This window comes from Pseudomonas fluorescens group sp. PF-1, from assembly GCF_054481335.1.
Genome location: NZ_JBTMNG010000001.1, coordinates 2,561,153 through 2,582,361, shown reverse-complemented (window position 1 = coordinate 2,582,361; position 21,209 = coordinate 2,561,153). Strand labels below are relative to the sequence as shown.

Sequence of the window (21,209 nt, the reverse complement as noted above, 5' to 3'; positions counted from 1 at the left end):
CCTGGGCATGTGGACATGCCTGATTGTTTTTATCGAATGGGTTACGCCGAGTGAGCGGTTCACTCGGCGGTGATGCCGGCTACAGCGCCTGGGTGGTTTTCTCTCCGTTGACCAGGCGCGTCAGCCCCAGTGGATTGCGATTTTTGAGCGCCTCGGGGAGCAAGGCATCGGGGAAGTTCTGGTAGCACACCGGGCGCAGGAAGCGGTCGATGGCCAGGGTGCCCACCGAGGTGCCACGGGCGTCGGAAGTCGCCGGCCAGGGGCCGCCGTGAACCATGGCATCGCAAACTTCCACGCCGGTGGGATACCCGTTGACCAGCACGCGACCGACCTTCTGTTCGAGTACGGCCACCAGGTCGACAGATTGTTCCAGCTCCGCCGGTTCACCGATCAGGGTGGCGGTCAGTTGCCCGCGCAACCCTTGCAGGGCCGCCAATAGCTCAGTCCGGTCAGCCACCTCAACCACCACGGTGGCCGGGCCGAAGATTTCTTCCTGGAGCAATTCGTTGCCCGTCAGCAACAGGTTGACGTCCGCCTGGAACAATTGCGCCCGGGCTTGATTGCCTGCCTGCGCCTGCCCGGCCAGATGGGTGATCTGCGGATGCGCGAGCAAGGTTTCGCAACCGTGCACATAACTGCGCAGGCCGCCGGCGTTGAGCATGGTTTGCGCCGGCTGATCGGCCATCAGGGCACTGAGTGTCTGTACGAAGCGGGTGAATGCCGCAGAGCGTATGCCGATGACCAGGCCGGGGTTGGTACAGAACTGCCCGGCGCCCATCACCACCGACGCGGCCAGCTCGCTGGCGATACGCTCGCCACGTACTTGCAGGGCCTCGGGCAGGACCAGCACCGGGTTGATGCTGCTCATCTCGGCGAACACCGGGATCGGTTGCGCACGTGCAGCCGCCATGTCACACAGCGCCCGGCCGCCCTTGAGCGAGCCGGTGAAGCCGACCGCCTGGATCTGTGGATGCTTGACCAGCGCTTCACCGACGCCGGCGCCGAAAATCATGTTGAACACACCCGCCGGCATCCCGGTTTTCTCGGCGGCACGAATGATCGCTTCGGCGACCCGTTGCGCCGTCGCCATATGCCCGCTGTGGGCCTTGAACACCACCGGGCAGCCTGCCGCCAGCGCGGCGGCGGTATCACCACCGGCGGTGGAGAAGGCCAAGGGAAAATTACTGGCGCCGAACACCGCCACCGGGCCGATGCCCAGGCGGCATTGACGCAGATCGACGCGCGGTAAAGGTTGGCGTGCCGGAAGTGGCAGATCGATACGGGCGCCGTAGAAATCACCGCGCCGCAACGCCTGGGCAAACAGGCGCATCTGACCGCTGGTACGGGCTCGTTCGCCCTGGATACGGGCCGCTGGCAACGCGGTTTCCTGGCTGACCAGGTCGACGAAATCATCGCCCAGCGCATCCAGTTCAGCGGCGATCGCTTCGAGGAATTGCGCCCGGCGCTCGGCGGACAGATTGCGGTAAATCGGGCTGGCCTGGGCGGCAGCCGAGGCAGCGGCGTCCACTTCCTCAACCGTAGCCTGAATGAAAGCCGTGGGCAGTGGTTGCCCGGTGGTCGCATCAATGCTGTGCAGCACCACCGACCCGGCGGCGCTACGGCCACCGGCGATGAAATTGTGTCCGGACAGTTCGGGCATGACAGTCTCCTGACCCTGATTGGAAGCTGGTCGATACTCTACTGTCGCGAACCGATTCTTTCCCAATGGCATTTTTGGATTAACCGATAACGAAACGTTATCGAAAATCGCGTTTTTTTGGCAACGGCCAGCCCCGCAGGAGCCGGCACGTTTCAATGGGCCGTATCGCTGGCCAGCCGCGCGTTTTCCTTGAGGATCTCGGCGAACTCCAGGGCCGCACCGAGCAGGTGCTCGCCCTTGCGGGTGAGGATGCCGTAGTCCTGTGGCACCAGGTGCAACGGCGTATCCAGGGTTTTCAACTGTCCGCTGTCGAGCAGCGGATTGACCATGGCATTGGGCAACATCCCGATCATCGCCCCGCGCTGCAGGACCTGGAGGAAGGTCTGCATGGAAATGGTATCGACGGTGTTTTTCGGCATCCCTACCCCGGCTTCGGCGAAGGCCAGCTCCATGCGTGCGCGAATCGGCGTGCCGACCGGGTAGAGAATCCAGGGCAAATCCACCAATTGCTGCAACGAGGTCGGGCCAGCGTCAGCCAATGGATGACGGCTGTTGACCACAATGCAGAACGGCTCGGGCGCCAGTGGCTGGAAATCATAGCGCTGCTGCTGGCTTTGATCGGTGAAGCGGGCAACCGCCAGATCGAGCTTTTTCTCTTCGAGCATTTCCATCAGGTGATTACTGGTTTGCTCCACCACTTCAATCGACAGCAAGGGCCAGCGTTGCTTGATCTGCAGGATCGCCTCCGGCAGCGCCACCGCCGTGGCGGCAAAAATCCCGCCGACCTTGAGGTGACCGTGACCGCCCTCGCGCAGACTGCTGATCTGCTCGACGAACGAGCGGGCATCGTTCAGTGCGATCTGCGCGTAACGCAGCACATGCTCGCCCAGCGCCGTGGGCGGCATGCTCCGCGGCTGGCGTTCGAACAGGGCAAAGCCGAGCAGGCTTTCGATTTCCTTGAGCATCTTGCTGATGGCCGGCTGGCTGAGGTTCATCTGCTGCGCCGCCAGGTGCATGTTGCGCGTGCGCCCCAGCGAGTCGATCAGCAACAGATGGCGGAATTTGAGCCAGCCGCAGACGCTGGAGAAGGACAGTTCTGACATGGGCATTCCCCGAAGAAGCAATAACCGGAAGTTATCGAATACTGAATATATCTCATTGGAGTTTATCGACTGGCCGCCCTAGCGTGAAGGCTTTACGAACCAGGAAGATTCCTCATGTCGCTACTGCTTACGCCTGAAAACACCCTGCCGGTCGACGGTGTGGCCGGTACTCTGATCGGCCGCGCCTGGGTTCCCGGCCAGATTGCCGGGCCATCGCCGATTGTCCTGCGCGCGGACGGTGTGTTCGATCTGTCGGACCGTTTCGCGACCTTGAGTGACTTGCTGGAATCGGACTCGCCGCTGTCGGCCGTACGCCAGACACCCGGCACCTTCATCGCCAGTGTCGAAGCCCTGCTGGCCAACACGGGCCCCGATGCTGATCCGACCAGGCCTTATCTGCTGCCGCCCCTGGATTTACAGGTGATCAAGGCGGCCGGTGTCACCTTCGCCGCCAGCATGATCGAACGGGTGATCGAGGAGCAGGCCGGCGGTGACGCCGCAAAGGCCGAAGCCGTTCGCGCCACCGTGCATGGGGTCATCGGTGACAACCTGCGTTCGATCGTCCCCGGCTCCGAGCAGGCCATGCGTTTGAAAGCCTTGCTGATCGAACAGGGCATGTGGTCGCAATACCTTGAAGTCGGTATCGGTCCGGACGCGGAGATTTTCACCAAGGCACCGGTACTCGCCGCCGTCGGCAGTGGCAGCCGCATCGGCATTCACCCCGGTTCGCAGTGGAACAACCCGGAACCGGAAGTGGTGCTGGCGGTGAACAGCCGTGGCCAGATCCATGGCGCGACCCTGGGCAACGATGTGAACCTGCGGGATTTCGAAGGCCGTAGCGCCCTGTTGCTGAGCAAGGCCAAGGACAACAACGCTTCCTGCTCCATCGGGCCGTTCATTCGCCTGTTCGATGAACACTTCAGCCTCGATGACGTGCGTGCCTGCGTGGTCGACCTCGAGGTGCAGGGCGAAGACGGTTACCGGATGCGGGGCTCGAGTTCCATGAACCAGATCAGCCGCGACCCGCAGGACCTGGCCAGCCAGACCCTCAACGCCAATCACCAATACCCTGACGGCTTCCTGCTGTTTCTCGGTACTCTGTTCGCCCCGACCGAGGATCGCGATCATGCCGGAAGCGGCTTCACCCACAAACTCGGCGACCGGGTCAGCATCAGCAGTCCGTTGCTCGGCAGTCTGCACAACCGCGTCACTCACAGCTGTGACGCCGAGCCCTGGACCTTTGGTGTGAACGCCCTGCTGCGTAACCTGGCAGCCCGAGGACTGCTCGCGCGCTGAAGCCACGACAGATTGTCGATTCATCCAATGACAAGAGAGACCCGATCATGAGTGACATTCCAAAACGCCGCCTGCGCAGCGAGCAATGGTTCAACGACCCTGCCCACGCGGACATGACTGCCCTGTACGTCGAACGCTACATGAACTACGGCATGACCCGTGAAGAGTTGCAGTCCGGCCGCCCGATCATCGGGATCGCCCAGACCGGCAGCGACCTGACGCCGTGCAACCGCCATCACCTGGAACTGGCCCAGCGGGTCAAGGCCGGCATTCGTGACGCCGGGGGCATTCCCATGGAGTTTCCGGTGCACCCGATCGCCGAGCAATCCCGTCGACCGACCGCCGCGCTGGACCGTAACCTGGCCTATCTGGGGCTGGTGGAAATCCTCCACGGCTACCCACTGGACGGCGTGGTGCTCACCACCGGTTGCGACAAAACCACCCCCGCCTGCCTGATGGCCGCCGCAACCACCGACCTGCCCTCCATCGTCCTGTCCGGCGGGCCGATGCTCGACGGTCACCACAAGGGTGAACTGATCGGCTCCGGCACCGTGCTCTGGCACGCACGCAATCTGATGGCGGCCGGAGAAATCGATTACGAAGGCTTCATGGAAATGACCACCGCAGCATCGCCTTCGGTGGGCCACTGCAACACCATGGGCACCGCCCTGTCGATGAATGCGCTGGCCGAAGCCCTGGGCATGTCGCTGCCCGGCTGCGCAAGCATTCCGGCGCCCTATCGGGAACGCGGACAAATGGCCTATGCCACCGGCAAGCGCATCTGCGAACTGGTGATGCAGGATGTGCGCCCGTCACAGATCATGACCCGCGAGGCCTTCGAGAACGCCATCGCCGTGGCCTCGGCACTGGGGGCCTCAAGCAACTGCCCTCCGCACTTGATCGCCATCGCCCGGCACATGGGCGTGGAATTGAGCCTGGATGACTGGCAGCGCATTGGCGAAGACGTGCCGCTGCTGGTCAACTGCATGCCGGCCGGCAAATACCTGGGCGAAGGTTTCCACCGCGCGGGCGGTGTTCCGGCGGTCATGCATGAACTGCAAAAAGCCGGGCGACTGCACGAAGACTGCGCCACGGTCAGCGGCAAGACCATCGGCGAAATCGTCAGCGGCACCCTGACCAGCAACGCCGACGTGATCTATCCCTTCGAGACCCCGCTCAAGCACCGCGCCGGTTTCATCGTGCTCAGCGGCAACTTCTTCGACAGCGCGATCATGAAGATGTCGGTGGTCGGCGAGGCGTTCCGCAAGACCTACCTGTCCGAACCCGGCGCGGAAAACAGCTTCGAAGCGCGGGCCATCGTGTTCGAAGGGCCGGAGGACTATCACGCGCGAATCGACGACCCGTCGCTGGATATCGACGAACGCTGCATCCTGGTGATTCGTGGCGCTGGCACCGTGGGCTATCCCGGCAGTGCCGAAGTGGTGAACATGGCTCCGCCGGCGGCACTGATCAAGCAAGGCATCGACTCCCTGCCCTGCCTGGGCGACGGTCGCCAGAGCGGCACTTCCGCCAGCCCGTCGATCCTCAACATGTCGCCGGAAGCGGCGGTCGGTGGCGGCCTGGCGTTGCTGAAAACCAACGACCGCCTGCGCGTCGACCTCAACGCCAGATCGGTCAACCTGCTGGTCGATGAAGCCGAAATGGCCCGGCGCCGCGCCGAGTGGACGCCGAACATCCCCGCCTCGCAAACCCCCTGGCAGGAGCTTTACCGCCAACTGGTCGGGCAACTGTCCACCGGCGGCTGCCTGGAACCGGCGACCCTGCACCTGCGAGTCATCGCCCGCAGTGGCGGCGAGCCCCGGCATTCGCACTGACGGGACGCAGCACGGCTCTGCTGTCCCGGCGCCGGCCGGGTTGGCAGGCCGTAGTGACTGTCCATGCGCTTCACTCCACGACAAAAGACAGGGCCGCCAATAGCAATCATTCGGCGCCAAAGGCCTCTTACCATCCTGGTTCTTCATCCAAAAACAAGAGAAGAACCATGGCCGCCATCCTTCAGAAACAGGGCGACAGCACCGATTTTTCGGTCGCCGCCGTCGCCGACACACACCGCATGAGTAAACCCTCGCTGACGATGGCCTGGTGGGGCATTTGCAGCGCGATGTTCTGGCTTGTCGTTTCCGCCACCCTGGCAATGACCTTCGGCACTCAAAACGCGATCATCGGCCTGCTGTTGTCGGTCGTGACCTACGCCGCCATCAATGGCGTGATTGCGCGCTATGCGATCAAGACCGGACTGTCGGTCGCGCTGTTTTCGCGGGTGCTGTTCGGGCGCAAGGGCGCGATCCTCGCGACCTTGATCTTCTTCGCCACCGCGACCTATTACAGCGTGTTCGAAGGCTCGGTGATTGCCATTGCAATTCAACAGTACGTGCCGACTTTGTCGATCAATCAGGCCTACCTGTTGGTGGTGCTGTACAGCGTGCCGTTGATTTTCGGCAGCGTGCAAAACTGGATGGACAAGCTCAACGGCGTGTTGCTGCCCTTCTACCTGATCGGTCTGGCCGCGCTGGTAGTGGTGACCATCGAACAATACGGCTACAGCGCTGCCTGGCTGCAAATGGGACCGGCGAGCGGCCCGGTGGCGAATGGCTGGTGGGATTGTTTCAGCTACTTCATGGGCGTGTGGATCCTGATGATGTACACCTGGGACTACGCACGTTTCGGCCGCAAGGAAGACGCCACCTACCATGCCCGCTTCAACTTCGGCCTGCCCTTTTACACCGTCACCTTTTTGATCAATGGCCTGGTCGGGATTTTCCTGGCCGGGACCATTCCTGCCCCCGGCGGCCTGAGCGAGGTGTCGGTGGTGATGGCGATCGTCGAGCTGATGGGGATCTGGGGCCTGATCTTTGTCTGGATCAGCCAGACGCGCATCAACTCGGCGAACTTCTACCTGGCGGCCACCAACATGCAGGCCTTTTTCGGCGGCATCGGACTGGCGAAAGTGCCTTACATCGCCTGGGCCATCGCCGTCGGCGTACTGGTCTACACCCTGATGCGCCTGAACGTTTTCGCTTACATCCTGCAAGCGCTGTCGTACCAGAGCATCTTCGTGGTGGCCTGGGTCGCGATTGCTCTGGCGCACATTTTCTCGCCGCGCTACAGCCAGTTGTTCCAGGACCGGATCGAATACCAGGTGGATAGGGTCAGCGCCTTCAACCCCTGTGGGCTCGGGGCGTGGTTCCTTGCCGCCGCCCTGGGTATTGCGCTGCTTAATTGTGGCCATGCGGCCCTGGCCACCTGGTCTGCACCCGTGACCTTCCTCAGCGCCTTCAGCGCCTATTGGCTGCTGCTGAACAACGCCAGGCGCAGCTGGTTCGTGCGCGCCAGTTGCGGCTGATCCCTACGTTTACTAATGACCGTCTTCAGGCAAACGCAAACCCACCAACAGTGCACGGGCAATCAACTTCCAGTGCGCTTTGCGCCAAGCCAGCCGATGGTTCGAGCAGGTAGTTTGGTGTCGTGGGTTAGACGTTCGTCCTGACCTTCACCTGGATAACAACAAGATTTCTGGTGACCCATGAGTACAGTAGATCCGATCACCCTGGCCGTCGTGCGAGGCGCGCTGGAAACCGCGCAACGCGAAATGACCATCACCCTTGAGAAAACCGGTCGTTCGAGCGTTTTCAACCTGGCTCACGACTATTCGAATGCACTGTTTGACCACCTTCCGGAAATGATCCTGCAAGGCCAGGACATCCCGATTCACCTCGGTTCGCTGATTCCGGCGATGAAATGCGTCGCCGGTTTCTTCGGTGACGAAGTCGAAGAAGGCGATGTGATCTATCACAACGATCCGGCCTACATGGGCAGCCACATCCTCGACTGCTGCATGTACAAACCGGTGTTCTACCAGGGCGAACTGGTGTTCTGGGCCGTTTGCAAAGGCCACCTGACCGACATCGGCGGCCCGGTGCCCGCCGGCTACAACCCCGATGCCAAGGAAATCTACGCCGAAGGTTTGCGCATCCCGCCGGTGAAACTATGGTCGCGGGGCAAGCGCCGTGAGGACGTGATCAACCTGCTGCTGACCAACATGCGTGCCCGTGCCTATCAGGAAGGCGATCTCAACGCTCAATACGGCGCCTGCAACGTCGGCGAACGGCATTTGCTCGAATTGCTCGATCGCTATGGCGTGGAACAGGTGCGCGCGTGCATCGCCGAGTTGAAGGACATGGCGGACCGGCACATGCGTGCCTTGCTGCGTGACGTCCCGGACGGCTTTTACACCGGCACCGCGGTGCTGGAAGACTCGGGCCATGGGCTGGGCGAACTGTCGATCACCGCGCAGGTAGAGATTCGTGGTGATGAAGCGCACATCCTCATCGAAAGTCCGCCCCAGGTGCCCTATTTCATCAACTCGTATGCCGGTAACTCAGTGTCCGGGGTTTACCTGGGGCTGATGATGTTCGCTCAGGTGCCGCCGCCGTATAACGAAGGGCTGTACCGCTGCGTGTCCGTCGATCTCGGCCCGCCGGGCACCCTATGCAACGCGCAGGAACCGGCGCCCCACGTCAACAGCACCACCACGCCGATGGAAACCCTGGCCGATGCGGTGCGCCAGGCCCTGGAACAAGCCGCTCCCGACCGTGTGACCGCCTCTTGGGGCCACGCCAGCGGGATCAACATTGCCGGCCACGACCCGCGCAATGGCAACGACGAGTACGTGACCATGGTGCTCGCGTCGATCATCTCCGGTGCCGGTGCGAACAAGGCCATGGACGGTTGGCCGGCGTGCGGTCCGCTGTGCTGTTTTGGCGCGCTGATGTCCGGTGACATCGAATTGCTGGAGTACTCCTACCCGATCCTCATCCATCGCTACAGCCTGATGACCGACAGCGGTGGTGCCGGCGAATTTCGCGGTGGCTCGGGTACGCGCATCGAAATCGAACCGCTGAACCACGCCATGACGGTGGTGGGTTTTGGCGAGGGTCGGCAACTGCCGACATCGGGTGCCGCGGGCGCGAATAACGTCTTGCTCGAACCGAAATTGGGGCGGCTGATCCACCGCAAGGCCGATGGTGAGGAACAGTCCTTCATCTACAACGCGCAACTCACCGCGCAACCGGGCGAACGGGTGATCAACGTCAACCCTGGCGGCGGTGGCTACGGCAATCCGCTGCGTCGCCCGGTGGCCAGCGTCGTCAACGATGTGCGCAACGGCCTTGTATCCCGCGAAGGCGCGCGCCTGGAGTACGGCGTGGTGATCGACAGCAATGGCCAGGTCGATGACGCCGCGACCCACGCCTGCCGTACCGCGCACTAATCGAGCCCGGCCCCTTTGAGCAATCTGGAATCCCTCATCATGAGCAAGCAACAATATCGTCTGGGCATCGACGCCGGCGGCACCTTCACCGATTTCATCCTCGCCGACCGCACCGGCAACGTGCAGCTGTTCAAGGCACCCTCGACACCCCAGGACGGCACGATCGCGATCCGCAACGGCCTGGCGCAAATCGCCGATGCCATTGGCCGTACGCCGGCCGAGATCATTGGCGACTGTGACCTGTGCATCAACGGCACCACCGTGGCCCTCAACGCCCTGATCGAAAAGACCGGGGTCAAGGTTGGCCTGCTGTGCACCGACGGCCATGAGGACAGCCTGGAAATCCGCCTGGGCCACAAGGAAGACGGGCATCGCTATGACGCCAGCTACCCGCCGGCCTACATGCTGGTGCCCCGTCACCTGCGCCGGCCCATCGGTGGCCGAATGCTCAGTGACGGCAGCGAATACGCCGCGCTCGACGAAGACGCGATTCGCCAGGCCATCGAGTATTTCCGCGAGCAGGACGTCAAGGCCGTGGCCATTTCCTTCGTCTGGTCGGTGCGCAACCCCAGCCACGAACTGCGCGCCGCCGCCATGGTGCGTGCGGCATTGCCGGGGGTGTTCGTCTGCACCGGCAGCGAAGTGTTCCCGCAGATCCGCGAGTACACCCGCACCTCGACCGTCGTGGTCAACGCGTACCTGAGCCCGGTCATGGGCCGCTACATCGAACGGATCGATGCGCTGTTCGAGGAGCTTGGCGCGCAGCAACCGACGCGCTACTTCCAGTCCAACGGCGGCCTGGCGCCGGGTGTGGTGATGCGCGAGCGGGCGGTGAATGCCATCAACTCCGGCCCGGCCTCCGCGCCGCAAGCGGGGTTGTGTGTCGCGCAGCCGTTCGGCATCAATAACGTGATCACCGTAGACATGGGCGGCACCTCGTTCGACATCACCCTGAGCAAATCCGGGCGCACCAACTTCAGCAAGGACACCGACTTCCTGCGCTATCGCATCGGCGTGCCGATGATCCAGGTGGAAACCCTCGGTGCCGGTGGTGGCTCGATCGCCTACCTCGATGACTTCGGCATGCTTCAGGTCGGCCCGCGCAGCGCGGGGGCCAACCCCGGCCCGGTGTGCTACGACAAGGGCGGTACCGAGCCCACCGTGACCGACGCCAACCTGGCGCTGGGCTACCTGGCCGACGGCGCGCTGTTGGGCGGCAGCATTCGCCTCAATCGTAAAGCGGCCATCGACGCGATCCGGAGCAAAATCGCCGAGCCATTGGGCATCAGCGTCGAACGTGCGGCCATCGGCATCATCACCCTGGTCAACCTGAACATGGTCAGCGGCATTCGCCGGGTCTCGGTGGAGCGTGGCTATGACCCACGGGACTTCGCCCTGATCGGTGCGGGCGGTGCGGCGGGCATGCACGTCATGCGTCTGGCCGAGGAAATCGGCAGCCAGGTGGTACTGATTCCGAAAGTGGCTTCCGGGCTGTGCGCCTACGGGCAGATTCTCTCGGACATCCGATACGACCAGCTGACCACCCTGCCCATGCGCCTGGACGACGATCTGGTCAACCTGCCCCTGCTCAATCAGACCCTGCGCGACTTGCGCGAGCGCGGCATGAACAACCTGCGCGACGATGGCTTCGGTGCCGACAACAAGGTGGAGTGCCTGTACAACCTGGAAATCCGCTACCTCGGCCAGATTCACGAATGCAGCGTCGAGCTGACCTGCGATCAACTGGATCAGTCGAGTCTGGTGGCCTTGCGTGAAGCGTTCCACACGCGGCACAAGGCACTGTTTTCCTACAGCGAGCCTGAGAGCCCCGCCGAGCTGGTCAACCTTGAGTGTTCGGTGATTGCCCGTCTGCAACGCCCACCGATGCCGGAGCTGCCGGCGCCCGACGAAGACGCCGCACCCCAGGCGAGCAGCTACCGCTCGATGCTGTTCAGCGCGCAGTCGTCCTGGCAGGAAACCCCGGTGTACAACGGTGACCGGCTGCAATCCGGACAAAGGGTGCGAGGCCCTTGTGTGATCGAGGAGTCGACCACCAACATCGTGGTTCCTCCGGGCTGGCAGGCGACGCTGGCGCCCTCGGCCACCTACCGGCTGACGCCTGATGATTGACCGCCCGTAAGCATTGGCAAATGATGGCAAACCAGCGGTGCCGAGGGTTCTCTACCTCGGCACCGTCCTCATAATAAAAAGATACGAGGGCCGCCATGGCGTACAAACTTTCCACCCGCTCCTGGCCCGACAGTCAACGCCAGCCGCTCTGGGCCCAGGCCATCGGCAGCGCCTATTTCCCATTGTCCCTGGAGTTCGCCCCCAGCAGCACCTTCAGCGGCAGCCTGCAGATCTGGGAAACCGGCAGCACCCCGCTGACCCTGTCACGCTTGCGCTCCAGTCAGCTCGGCTATTCGCGCAGCAAGGCCCAGGTCAGTGAAGATCATGAAGCCTGCTACCTGGTCACCGTACCGCGTCGCAGCGAAGTGCATTTCGAGCAGGACGGCCGCGCCCTGCATTGCCAGCCCGGCGGATTCATCTTCGAACGTGGCGATGCCCCCTACCGCTTTCACTATGCCAGCGACAACGACCTCTGGGTGTTCAAGCTCCCCGAACGCGCGTTGCATGGGCAACTGCGCGGGGCCGAGCGCTACACCCGCTTCTGCTTCGATGCCAAGCGCGCACTCGGACGGATTTTCGTCGATCAACTGGCGATGTGTGCCGCCCGCTTCGACGAATGTGACGAACCCGCCCGCCACATGCTGTTGGAGCAGGCACTTTCAACCTTGTTAATGGCCTTGCGCGACGATGAGCGAGTGCTCAGCAGTGAAAGTTCGAACCTGGCAGCCATGCATTTGCAACGCATCGAACATTACGTCGACAAACAACTGGGCAACCCGGACCTGGCGCCCCAAGTGATCGCGCAGGCTTGCGGCCTGTCCGTGCGCTATTTGCACAAACTCTTCAGCAGCACGCCTTACAGCCTCGGGGAATGGATTCGTCTGCGCCGCCTCGAAGCGGTCCACCGAGGCCTGCACGACCCCAATTGCCACCTGTCGATCGGCGAACTGGCCATGCGTTGGGGGTTCAGTGACCAGGCGCAATTCACCCGCAGCTTTCGCCAGCATTTCGGCTGCACCGCCAGGGAAGTGCGCAGCGGTGTCGCGCGGACACCGGGTGTATCGAAGCCGTGTGTCTGAGCCGGAATTCGAGTTCCGGCCCCCTGATTATCAAGGATCGACCTGCCCCATCAGTTCGGCCACCGACTCCTGGCGATTGGCGTAGCGCTGCGCCAGGACCGCACAGACCATCAGTTGAATCTGATGGAACAACATTAACGGCAGGATCAACACGCCGATGGTGCTGCCAGCGAACAAGACCTGGGCCATCGGCACCCCGGTCGCCAGGCTTTTCTTCGAGCCGCAGAACAGAATGGTGATGCGGTCTTCCTGATTGAAGCCAAAGGCCTTGCCCAGCACGGTCGACGCCGCCAGCACCAGCCCCAGTACCACGCAGCAGGCGACCACCAGCCCCGCCAGGTCCCGCAGCGGAATCTGGTGCCAGATGCCTTCGTTCACCGCTTCACTGAACGCCCCGTAGACCACCAGCAGAATCGAGCCCTGATCGACGAACTTCAGCCAGCCCTTGTTGCGCCCGACCCAAGCGCCGATCCAGCGTCGTGCGATCTGCCCGGCCACGAACGGCAGCAACAGTTGCACGCTGATTTTCACAATCGCATCGAGGGTCGAACCACCGTCGCCGTGCACGTTCAACAGCAACGTCACCAGCAATGGCGTCAGGAAAATCCCGAACAGGCTGGACGCCGCCGCGCTGCAAATCGCCGCCGGAACGTTGCCGCGTGCCAGGGAAGTGAAGGCAATCGCCGACTGCACCGTGGCAGGCAGCGCGCAGAGGTAGAGCATGCCCATGTACAGGTCATCACCGATCAACGGCGACAACACAGGCTTGAGCGCCAGGCCAAGCAGCGGAAACAGCACGAAAGTCAGGCTGAACACCAGCAGATGCAAGCGCCAGTGGCCGGCGCCGGCGATGATCGATTCGCGGGACAATTTGGCGCCATGCAGAAAAAACAGCAAGGCAATGGCGATGTTGGTCAGCCAGCCGAAGCCTACCGCCACCTGGCCACTGGCAGGCAGCAAGCTGGCGAGCAGGACCACGCCGACCAGGGTCAGGGTGAAGTTGTCGGGTAAAAAGCGCGGGCGCGTCATCGGGATCATCCGGTTTTGCCAGGAAGGTATCGGCGACTCTAACCCGCTGACGGATTACCGACTAACGCTAACAAGCCAGCGGATGTCGGCTAAAGGACATGCCGGCCCTGTCAGTTGAAGCTCATGCTACTCGGGGGCCTGACCTCATAGGAATCATTTCGCCACTATTCAACTGACAACCTCTTCATTCTTCTATAGATTCCTGTCGCAATGCACCTTCTGAATGACTAAGGAACGTCATGATTGACTCCGTTGTTTCAATATCCGAACAAGCGTTTTTCAGTATCGTCACGTCAGCACTGGAAGCCTACAAACTGGAACATGTCTTGACCAACGGCGACTCGGCGGCGGAAGTCGAAACGTTCGGGCATTTGTGGGGGTACTGTCAGCGAACCATTGGCACCCAGACGATGTATCGAGTGGTACTGGCAGACACTTCCACTGCCGTTGAAAGAGATCAGAACTCCGTCATTTATACCGATGAAGCTCAGGACCTGAAACAAGGCTTCATTGATACGTTTTTCCCGGAAGTTTGCTATCTGGGGGACTATCACAGTCATCCGTACAGTCACGAGAATGACGAGATCAAAACCGAACTCGAACTTGAACGAGGTCACTACTACCGATTCTCCGACGCGGATTTCCGGTCCGTCAAAGCCTTGCAGGACGATGCACTGGACTATCGGGTCGGCCTGGTCGCCACCGTGTTCGAGCGTGAACGGAAGGTCAAGCGAACGCTGAAAAAACTCGATGGTGAAAGCTGCATCCGGTTTCAATACCTGAACATGACGATCTGGTTGAAGGCTTACGTCTGGACCTCGGACGAAAACATGAACTATCGACGCAAGGCGGACAAGATGGTGCGTCTGGTCTGTCCGAGTTTGAATTTACTGGCCGAATGATCAAGGTCTGCTCAGGGCTGCCGACATAGCCACTGGCGATCCACGACCCGCTCTAAAGCGCAGCGGGTCCTGCGACGCTTGACTGTTTATGGACGTTTATCATCTCAAGGCCGAATACCATGTCATCGAAAGATTCACTTCTGAGTCGCCTTCGGCCTCAGTTCACTGAAGGCCTGGATATGCCGGGCAATGCTGTAAAACCGCCCCCGCCACCGTCTACGGACTTCAGATGCACCCCGCCACGCTATACGCTCAATGAAGACGTCGTTCTATCAGAATCGGTACGCGCTCAACTTGACGAAGCGCTCTTGAAAATCGAGCACTATCAGAAAATTTACGTTGAATGGGGTTTCGGCGCGGTGGATCCGGCAGGGAAAAGCCTGATCCTGAACTTCTATGGTCCGCCTGGCACAGGCAAGACACTCACCGCAGAAGCCTTCGCCGGGAGCCTTGGCAAAAAAATCATGCTGGTGAGCATTGCCGATCTTGAAAGCAAGTTCATGGGCGATACCTCGAAAAACATTGTCCAGGTCTTCGAAGCGGCAAAAGTCGAAGACGCTGTGTTGTTTTTCGACGAGGCCGATACGCTGCTCGGCAAGCGACTGTCTTCTGTTACCCAGGGAATCGACAACGAAGTCAACGCGATGCGTTCAACGTTATTGATCGAACTGGAGCGCCATGAAGGCATCGTGATTTTCGCGACAAACTTTGCCAAGAATTACGATTCAGCCTTCGTCAGCCGCATTTCCCAACACATCATGTTTGAACTTCCGGGTCATGATGAACGGCGCTTCATCTGGTCGAAAATGCTGGTGCCAGGCATACCGCTTGCTGATGATCGCGACATGATCCTCGACAGTGCCGCTCAATTATCCGAATCACTTTCCGGTCGCGAAATTCGCACCTGCATGCGCTTGGCTTTGCCCAAGGCGCTGGTTCAATCCACCACTCCCCGCCTGTCGGCAAGCCATATCCAGGCAGCCATCGATCAAGTTCGGACAGCTGTTGCAGAGTTGGGCTCAACCGCGACCCATCACCCCTCGAATTCAAAATTGGACGTTGCCAGAAAACTGCTGGGCGTCAGCTAAAGGAGTAGGACATGGGATTTTTCAGTAGTTTGGGCAGCGCGATTTCCGGCTTCGTCTCTGATGTGGTCGATACCGTGGCCAGTGTGGTTCCGGCGGTCATCAACAAGGTCAAGGAAGTAGCGGTCAAGACCATCAGTTGGCTGGCGGATGAAGCCGAAACGTTTGTCGGCGACGTACAGAAAATATGGCAGGCGGTAAAACCTCACATCAGCAAGGCACGCGTCGCCTTGACCACGCTGGCGAACCTTGCGCCATGGCCAGTGGTGAAACTGATGGCCCAGGGCCTGGAACGCGCACTGGCGTTTCTCGAAAACATTGAAAGCCACCCGCTGATGGGCCAACTGAAAAAGGCCATTGACTGGGTTATCAAGCATGCCAAGGACATCAAGGAAAAAGTCCTCAACGACATCGAAATCAAAGAAGCCGAAGCACGAGCAGAAGCCTTTCAGGCAGCCATGCAAGAAGTGCCTGCCGCTGAACAACCCGCCGTACGCGTGGCGGCTCTGATCAACAGCTACATGCTGGTGCGCGCAAAAATCCTCAAAGCCGTGAACGCCGGTGAAGTTGAAGACTTCAACCATTACCTGCGGGTGAGAGCTGCACAAAAATTGCTGGCGTTCTACGAAAAGAGCATGACGTCGATCGAAACGCTGGCGGACGTCAATAACGACATGATTGCCTTGATGGACATTTCAGCCTGCCTGATCTCCAGCGCACCAAGCTTGACGATTGAGCAAGCCAGAACGCTGGATCAACTGACCACCCAACACTTCGGCAAATCAGTCATTCCGTTCGTCTTCGAAGAAATGATCCTGGCCTGGAACGTAGACCTTGAGAAGCTCGAAGCAAACTGGAAAGAGCTGAACCAGACACTGGCCCGCGACAAAATCCTGGCTAAACGACTGACACTGGCCAAGCGTCTGGAAACCCTTACTCCGGAAGAACAGGTCGTGCTCAATGACCTGCTGAAATCGGTCGATACCGACGCCGTCAAGTTGCAAACGCTGGAAAATTCCGTTCGCGAGAAGTGCAATTACGTATATGCATCCGAGGGCTTCCTGCAACTGCTCGAGAAAGGAGAAGAGGGTCTCACGGCAGAAGGCAAGGGCTATATGATCGAGCGTAGCAACGAGGTGGGCAAACTCATCATCGATTGCGCGCAAAATCAAAAGAAATGGGATGAGCTCACGCAAGACCAGCAAGCGCTGATCGTCGACTTTGCGAACATATTCGAAGAAGACTGCCGCGCACGAACCGAGGCCTTTACCCTGGTCGAGGTCGCGGCATGATTGTCGATGTCCTCAACTTTCTGACACCGAGCAACGAACCCATCCAGATTGCGTTTTCCTCGATCATTGTCGTGGGCGTACTCAGCACGATTGTGTGGGTAAAGATCAAGGCCCGGGAGAAGTCCTGGGAGATGAAATGGCAGGGTAAAAAAGACCAACAGCAGGATACGACGCTCGAGGTCGAACACGGTTCGATTCATGAACTCAGCCAGGCTGTAGCAACCACCGCCGAGAAAATTGCCAACATCATGCCCGGCATGCTGCTGATACTGGGTCTTCTCGGGACCTTTTTGGGATTGGGTCTGGCGTTGGACAAGGCCTCGACGATTCTGCAGAACAGTGGTGGCGCATCCGTCGGCGCGATGGGCGGTGCCATGCAGGACCTGACCTCGATGATGCAAGGTCTGGGCACCAAATTCAAAACCTCTACCTGGGGGATTATCGCGTTTATCCTGCTCAAGGTCTGGGAGTCGATCAATGGCTTCGAAGACCGCCGGCTGATCTGGTGCATCGGCAAGATGAAACGCGAGTTGGACAACACGCGCCAGCAACAGGAAAAAGCCAAGGCCGGACAAGCCGAATTCCTTCAAGCTTCGATGATGGGATCAGCCAAGGTTATCGTCTCGGCGCTGGCCGTCCAGACCGAATCCATGAAAACCGAAGGGCGGCGCATGGCCGAGCAGCGCCTGCAAGCGGACCAAGTGCAAAACACTCGCTGGCAGGCCCATTTCGAACAGTTGAACGACGGCATCGTCAACCTGACAAGGGTGGCCACGGCCACGCTGAATCGCAGCAATGAGCACCACACAACCGCTGAGAAAAGCCTCGCTCACCTTGCAGGCATTGCCCAATCGTCGGATCAAACCGTGTCGGCCCTCAGTGCCCAGACAGCGTCGCTGATAGATCAATCGCAGCGGATCAACGAACAGCGCCTGCAGTCGGATGAGGCGCAAAATGCTCGTTGGCAGCACAATTTCGAGCAGGTCAGTCAAGGCGTCGTCGATCTGGGCACCGGGGTTGCAGCAGTCCTCCAGCGCGGTGAAGAACACCATGCAACCGCTCGGGACAGTCTCACTCAGCTCGCTGAAATTGCGCGCTCGTCGGATCAATCCCAGGCAGCACTGCGTCAATTCACGCAGAGCAGCCAGGACAACCTCGCCGCCCTGCAGCAAGCAGGCGCCAACATGGGCGATGCCGCGCTGAAGGTCGGCGCATCGGCAAGCGATCTGCAAGTCGTGGTCAATGACTTGAGCAATCAGATGACTGTGGTTCTGAACGGTGTCAAAGACGGCCTCAACGACACGCTGAAAACGATGAACGATGACTTCAGCGTCAACCTGCAGAAAATGGGTTCGGATCTTGAAGGCGCGACAGCTGGATTGTCAGGGGTCATGAATGAGGTCAGCGTAAGTCTGGACTCGACCATCAGGAGCATGAGCGATGACCTCAAGGTCAACCTGTCGAACATGTCGACCAACCTCGATAAGGCAACCGACAACATCTCCACGTCCATCGTTGACATGTCCGACTCCGTTAACGCGGCCATGAATGAAGTGGCGAAAAACATGAAGGCCACCGCCAACATTCAGATCGAGAGCAGCGAAGAGTTCAAGGAAATCAGTGGCAGCCTCAATGCCAGCGTCATCACCATGACCTCGATGGTCGAGAAGGTGACGAAGGACATCAAGTTGAGTCTGACGGCTGTTTCGCAGAACGGTCAGCGCATGGCAGATCTGGACAGCCGATATGCCAATGTCAGCAAAATGCTGGAACAAATCCCGGACACCCTGAAGACGCTGGCCTCGGCCCCTGAGCGTCCCGTACCGGATCTCAAACCGCTCCAGGTCTCCCTGGATCAGCTGAACCATGCCGCCGCAAGCATTCGTGAAGCACTCTGCGCCAGGCAAGAAGCCGAGGCCCTGGAGCAAGCATGAAGGACAAACCAAACGAATGGGTATCCATCTCCGACCTGATGGCCGGAGTAATGGCGGTGGTCATGCTGCTGCTGGTGGTGTCGGTACTGCAGAACCAATTTGCGGAACTCAAGCGCCAGGAGGAAAAGAACAAGAGCCTGGTGACCGACCAGGAGCGGCTGAGCGGTCTTTTGCAGGAGATGCAAAAGGCGCTTGCCGACCAGGGGGACGCCGGGTTGGTTTCATTCGACCTGGCGGGCGGCAAGATCACCCTGGGCGACAAGATGTTCGCGCGCAGCAGCGCCTGTGTCACCGATGAAGCTCATCGCGAACTCAAACTCTTGAGCCCGAAAATCGCCGCCTTCATCGACACCTCCAGTCAGGCCCAGATTTTGGTCGAAGGCCATACCGACAACATCCAGGTGGGTCGGCCAGTGACTGACTTCGCGAAATACTGCACGGTGTATGACGATAACTTCACCCTTTCCGCAGCTCGGGCACGCGAAGCACGTAAGTTGTTGATCGAGATGCTGGGTGAGCAACAGGCCAAACGGGTGATCGTTGCCGGCTACGGAGACTCACAGCCCTTGCCGAACATCGATCCTTCAGACGAGAAGAATCGCCGGGTTGAAGTTCAGTTTGTGAATAAACCCGAGCATCAGGCCAGACTCTAGCGGCGGTTGTACGGGATCGACCCCGGTGAGAGATATCTGAACGAAGAGTGCGAATCGCAAATCAGGCAGCGCACACCCCCGTCGATGGACCCCTTCAGGGCACCGTTCAATATCCCCGTTGTACGGTGCCCTTCCCCCCGACTTCACTGGTTTTTTTAACGCCACGGGCGCAGCTCCGCCCATTTCCCCTCCAGCCACCCTGCCCTGCGCACGCTCAATGTTTGGTTGCCGCATTTCGGGCACCGCTCGTACCAATCACCTGGCCCCAGGCAATCGCTCTGGGGCGCCATGACTTTGTTCCAGCCGCATTTGCCGCAAACAAAAGTGAACGGCTTGGGCTTTATTGGCATTCTCTGTCCCTCAAATAGTCATTTCATTCCAGCGCTCGACTCAGCAGCGAGCGCCATGATCCCCAGGCAACGCCTGTGCCCTTACGTCTGCGGGACCAGCGCCTGCAACAGCACCAGCTTTCGCGTCAGTTGCTCGACATGCGCTTTTTCTGCGCGCAGGGCGGAGCGAAGCTCCTTGTTTTCCATTTCCTGGATCCGCGCCCAGCGCATCGAACTGCGGCAATCGAGCATCATCTTCCAGATGCCACGCAGTCTCAGATACTGTAGCGACAAGGCCAACAGGATCATCCCGAGTAACGCCAGAGCCAGCAGCGAAAACATGTCCAACATGTCCATATCCATTTCCTTCATGAGTCCAATCAACGTCAAAGACAGGAACACGATATGTAGTGTTTAACGACAGGTCTAGAATGTAGACTTATACAGGTAAACAATTCGAGCAGATCAGGTGACCATGAAACGCATGCAAGACATCAAGCAGGTTCGCTGGGACCTGGCACTTCGCTATCGCTTGATCGAGACGGTTGCCTGGTGGGAAGGCCGGCTGACCACGGGGCACTTGATTCAGAGCTTCGGGATCAGTCGTCAGCAGGCCTCGAAGGACATCAATACCTACATCACCGAACATGCGCCCAAAAACCTTACATATGACAAGCACCTCAAGGGCTACGTACCGAGCAAGCAGTTCAAGCCGCGGTTCATCGACGACAGTGCCAACGCTTATCTGCATCTGCTGAACCAGACCCATTCCCGAGCGCCGCATATAGAAGGGCTCGCCCTGGCGTATGCCCACACGCTGGTCCTGGAGGTGCCCGACCGCACGATTCGTCCCGAAGTGTTGCGCCCGTTGCTCAAGGCTTGTCGCGACAGCGAGGTGATTGCAGTCGAATACGTGTCCCTGGCCAACCCGGAACCGGAAACTCGTCTGATTGCACCTCACACCCTGATTTACACCGGCATGCGCTGGCATGTCCGGGCCTATTGCGAGAAAAATCGTGAGTACCGGGATTTTGTGTTGAGTCGCCTGCGTGGCCAACCGGAGTTCGAACGCAAGACCGACAATCTCATCGACGAAGACGAGGACTGGAACACGGAAATCGCTGTGGTCATCGAACCCGACTCACGTCTCAAACCGGCCCAGAAAGCAATCATTGAAGCGGACTTCGGGATGGCGGAGGGCGTGCTGGTCATTCCCACACGCCGGGCCTTGGTCAAATACGTGTTGCAACGGTTCCAGATCGACCCGAAAAAACACGACCCCAAGGCAGCGGCCCAGCAGATCGTGGTGAAGAACCTGGATGAGTTGAAGCCATGGCTTTACGAGTGAGTCATCCTTGCCGGGCTCGCGACGCATTCTGACCACGACTGCATTCATCGTGTCCTTTCTCATGTGTCAGGACACCTTT

Annotated in this window: 16 protein-coding genes; 12 read left to right on the top strand and 4 right to left on the bottom strand. The window is 59.9% G+C overall.

Annotation, left to right across the window (positions count from 1 at the left end):
• Window positions 1-79: 79 nt before the first annotated feature.
• Complete coding sequence (locus ACX3YD_RS12300; protein WP_458960088.1) at window positions 80-1,660, bottom strand: aldehyde dehydrogenase (NADP(+)); 1,581 nt, start codon at window positions 1,658-1,660, stop codon at window positions 80-82.
• Window positions 1,661-1,812: 152 nt separating this feature from the next.
• Window positions 1,813-2,763 (bottom strand): LysR family transcriptional regulator, encoded by a 951-nt coding sequence (locus ACX3YD_RS12295; RefSeq protein WP_458960087.1) that lies wholly within the window; start codon window positions 2,761-2,763, stop codon window positions 1,813-1,815.
• Window positions 2,764-2,877: 114 nt separating this feature from the next.
• Here ACX3YD_RS12295 and ACX3YD_RS12290 point away from each other — a divergent pair, with 114 nt between their 5' ends.
• The 6 genes from ACX3YD_RS12290 to ACX3YD_RS12265 all read left to right on the top strand — a co-directional run bounded on the left by ACX3YD_RS12290 (window position 2,878) and on the right by ACX3YD_RS12265 (window position 12,558).
• Window positions 2,878-4,059, top strand: a complete 1,182-nt coding sequence (locus tag ACX3YD_RS12290; protein ID WP_458960086.1) for a fumarylacetoacetate hydrolase family protein — start codon at window positions 2,878-2,880, stop codon at window positions 4,057-4,059.
• 47 nt (window positions 4,060-4,106) lie between these two features.
• On the top strand, window positions 4,107-5,894 hold the full coding sequence (locus tag ACX3YD_RS12285) for an IlvD/Edd family dehydratase (protein WP_047530089.1): 1,788 nt from the start codon (window positions 4,107-4,109) through the stop codon (window positions 5,892-5,894).
• Between the two features lie 167 nt (window positions 5,895-6,061).
• On the top strand, window positions 6,062-7,423 hold the full coding sequence (locus tag ACX3YD_RS12280; protein ID WP_458960085.1) for a purine-cytosine permease family protein: 1,362 nt from the start codon (window positions 6,062-6,064) through the stop codon (window positions 7,421-7,423).
• Between the two features lie 180 nt (window positions 7,424-7,603).
• Window positions 7,604-9,349, top strand: a complete 1,746-nt coding sequence (gene capB, locus ACX3YD_RS12275; protein ID WP_458960084.1) for a caprolactamase subunit beta — start codon at window positions 7,604-7,606, stop codon at window positions 9,347-9,349.
• Between the two features lie 39 nt (window positions 9,350-9,388).
• Complete coding sequence (gene capA, locus ACX3YD_RS12270; protein ID WP_458960083.1) at window positions 9,389-11,479, top strand: caprolactamase subunit alpha; 2,091 nt, start codon at window positions 9,389-9,391, stop codon at window positions 11,477-11,479.
• Window positions 11,480-11,574: 95 nt separating this feature from the next.
• Entirely contained in the window at window positions 11,575-12,558 is a 984-nt protein-coding gene (locus ACX3YD_RS12265) for an AraC-like ligand-binding domain-containing protein (protein ID WP_458960082.1), read from the top strand.
• A 30-nt stretch (window positions 12,559-12,588) separates the two neighbouring features.
• Here the strand turns inward: ACX3YD_RS12265 and ACX3YD_RS12260 are convergent, their stop codons facing one another.
• Window positions 12,589-13,587 carry a bile acid:sodium symporter family protein gene (locus ACX3YD_RS12260; protein ID WP_103404436.1) on the bottom strand — a complete coding sequence of 333 codons (999 nt, stop codon included), beginning with the start codon at window positions 13,585-13,587 and terminating at the stop codon, window positions 12,589-12,591.
• Window positions 13,588-13,826: 239 nt separating this feature from the next.
• On the opposite strand from ACX3YD_RS12260, the gene ACX3YD_RS12255 reads away from it, so the two are divergent.
• From ACX3YD_RS12255 to ACX3YD_RS12235, 5 genes are all read left to right on the top strand, one after another.
• Window positions 13,827-14,489, top strand: coding sequence for a hypothetical protein (locus ACX3YD_RS12255; RefSeq protein WP_103404405.1), 663 nt, complete (start codon window positions 13,827-13,829; stop codon window positions 14,487-14,489).
• 119 nt (window positions 14,490-14,608) lie between these two features.
• Window positions 14,609-15,577, top strand: coding sequence for an ATP-binding protein (locus ACX3YD_RS12250; protein ID WP_458960081.1), 969 nt, complete (start codon window positions 14,609-14,611; stop codon window positions 15,575-15,577).
• A gap of 11 nt (window positions 15,578-15,588) precedes the next feature.
• Complete coding sequence (locus tag ACX3YD_RS12245) at window positions 15,589-16,866, top strand: hypothetical protein (protein ID WP_130207222.1); 1,278 nt, start codon at window positions 15,589-15,591, stop codon at window positions 16,864-16,866.
• Entirely contained in the window at window positions 16,863-18,800 is a 1,938-nt protein-coding gene (locus ACX3YD_RS12240) for a hypothetical protein (protein ID WP_458960080.1), read from the top strand. The genes ACX3YD_RS12245 and ACX3YD_RS12240 overlap by 4 nt, the downstream gene beginning before the upstream one ends.
• Window positions 18,797-19,453 carry an OmpA/MotB family protein gene (locus tag ACX3YD_RS12235; protein WP_130207220.1) on the top strand — a complete coding sequence of 219 codons (657 nt, stop codon included), beginning with the start codon at window positions 18,797-18,799 and terminating at the stop codon, window positions 19,451-19,453. The genes ACX3YD_RS12240 and ACX3YD_RS12235 overlap by 4 nt, the downstream gene beginning before the upstream one ends.
• Before the next feature lie 431 nt (window positions 19,454-19,884).
• Here ACX3YD_RS12235 and ACX3YD_RS12230 read toward each other — a convergent pair whose 3' ends face one another.
• Window positions 19,885-20,139, bottom strand: coding sequence for a hypothetical protein (locus ACX3YD_RS12230; protein ID WP_130207216.1), 255 nt, complete (start codon window positions 20,137-20,139; stop codon window positions 19,885-19,887).
• 118 nt (window positions 20,140-20,257) lie between these two features.
• On the opposite strand from ACX3YD_RS12230, the gene ACX3YD_RS12225 reads away from it, so the two are divergent.
• On the top strand, window positions 20,258-21,130 hold the full coding sequence (locus ACX3YD_RS12225; RefSeq protein WP_130207214.1) for a WYL domain-containing protein: 873 nt from the start codon (window positions 20,258-20,260) through the stop codon (window positions 21,128-21,130).
• The last annotated feature ends 79 nt before the right edge of the window (window positions 21,131-21,209 follow it).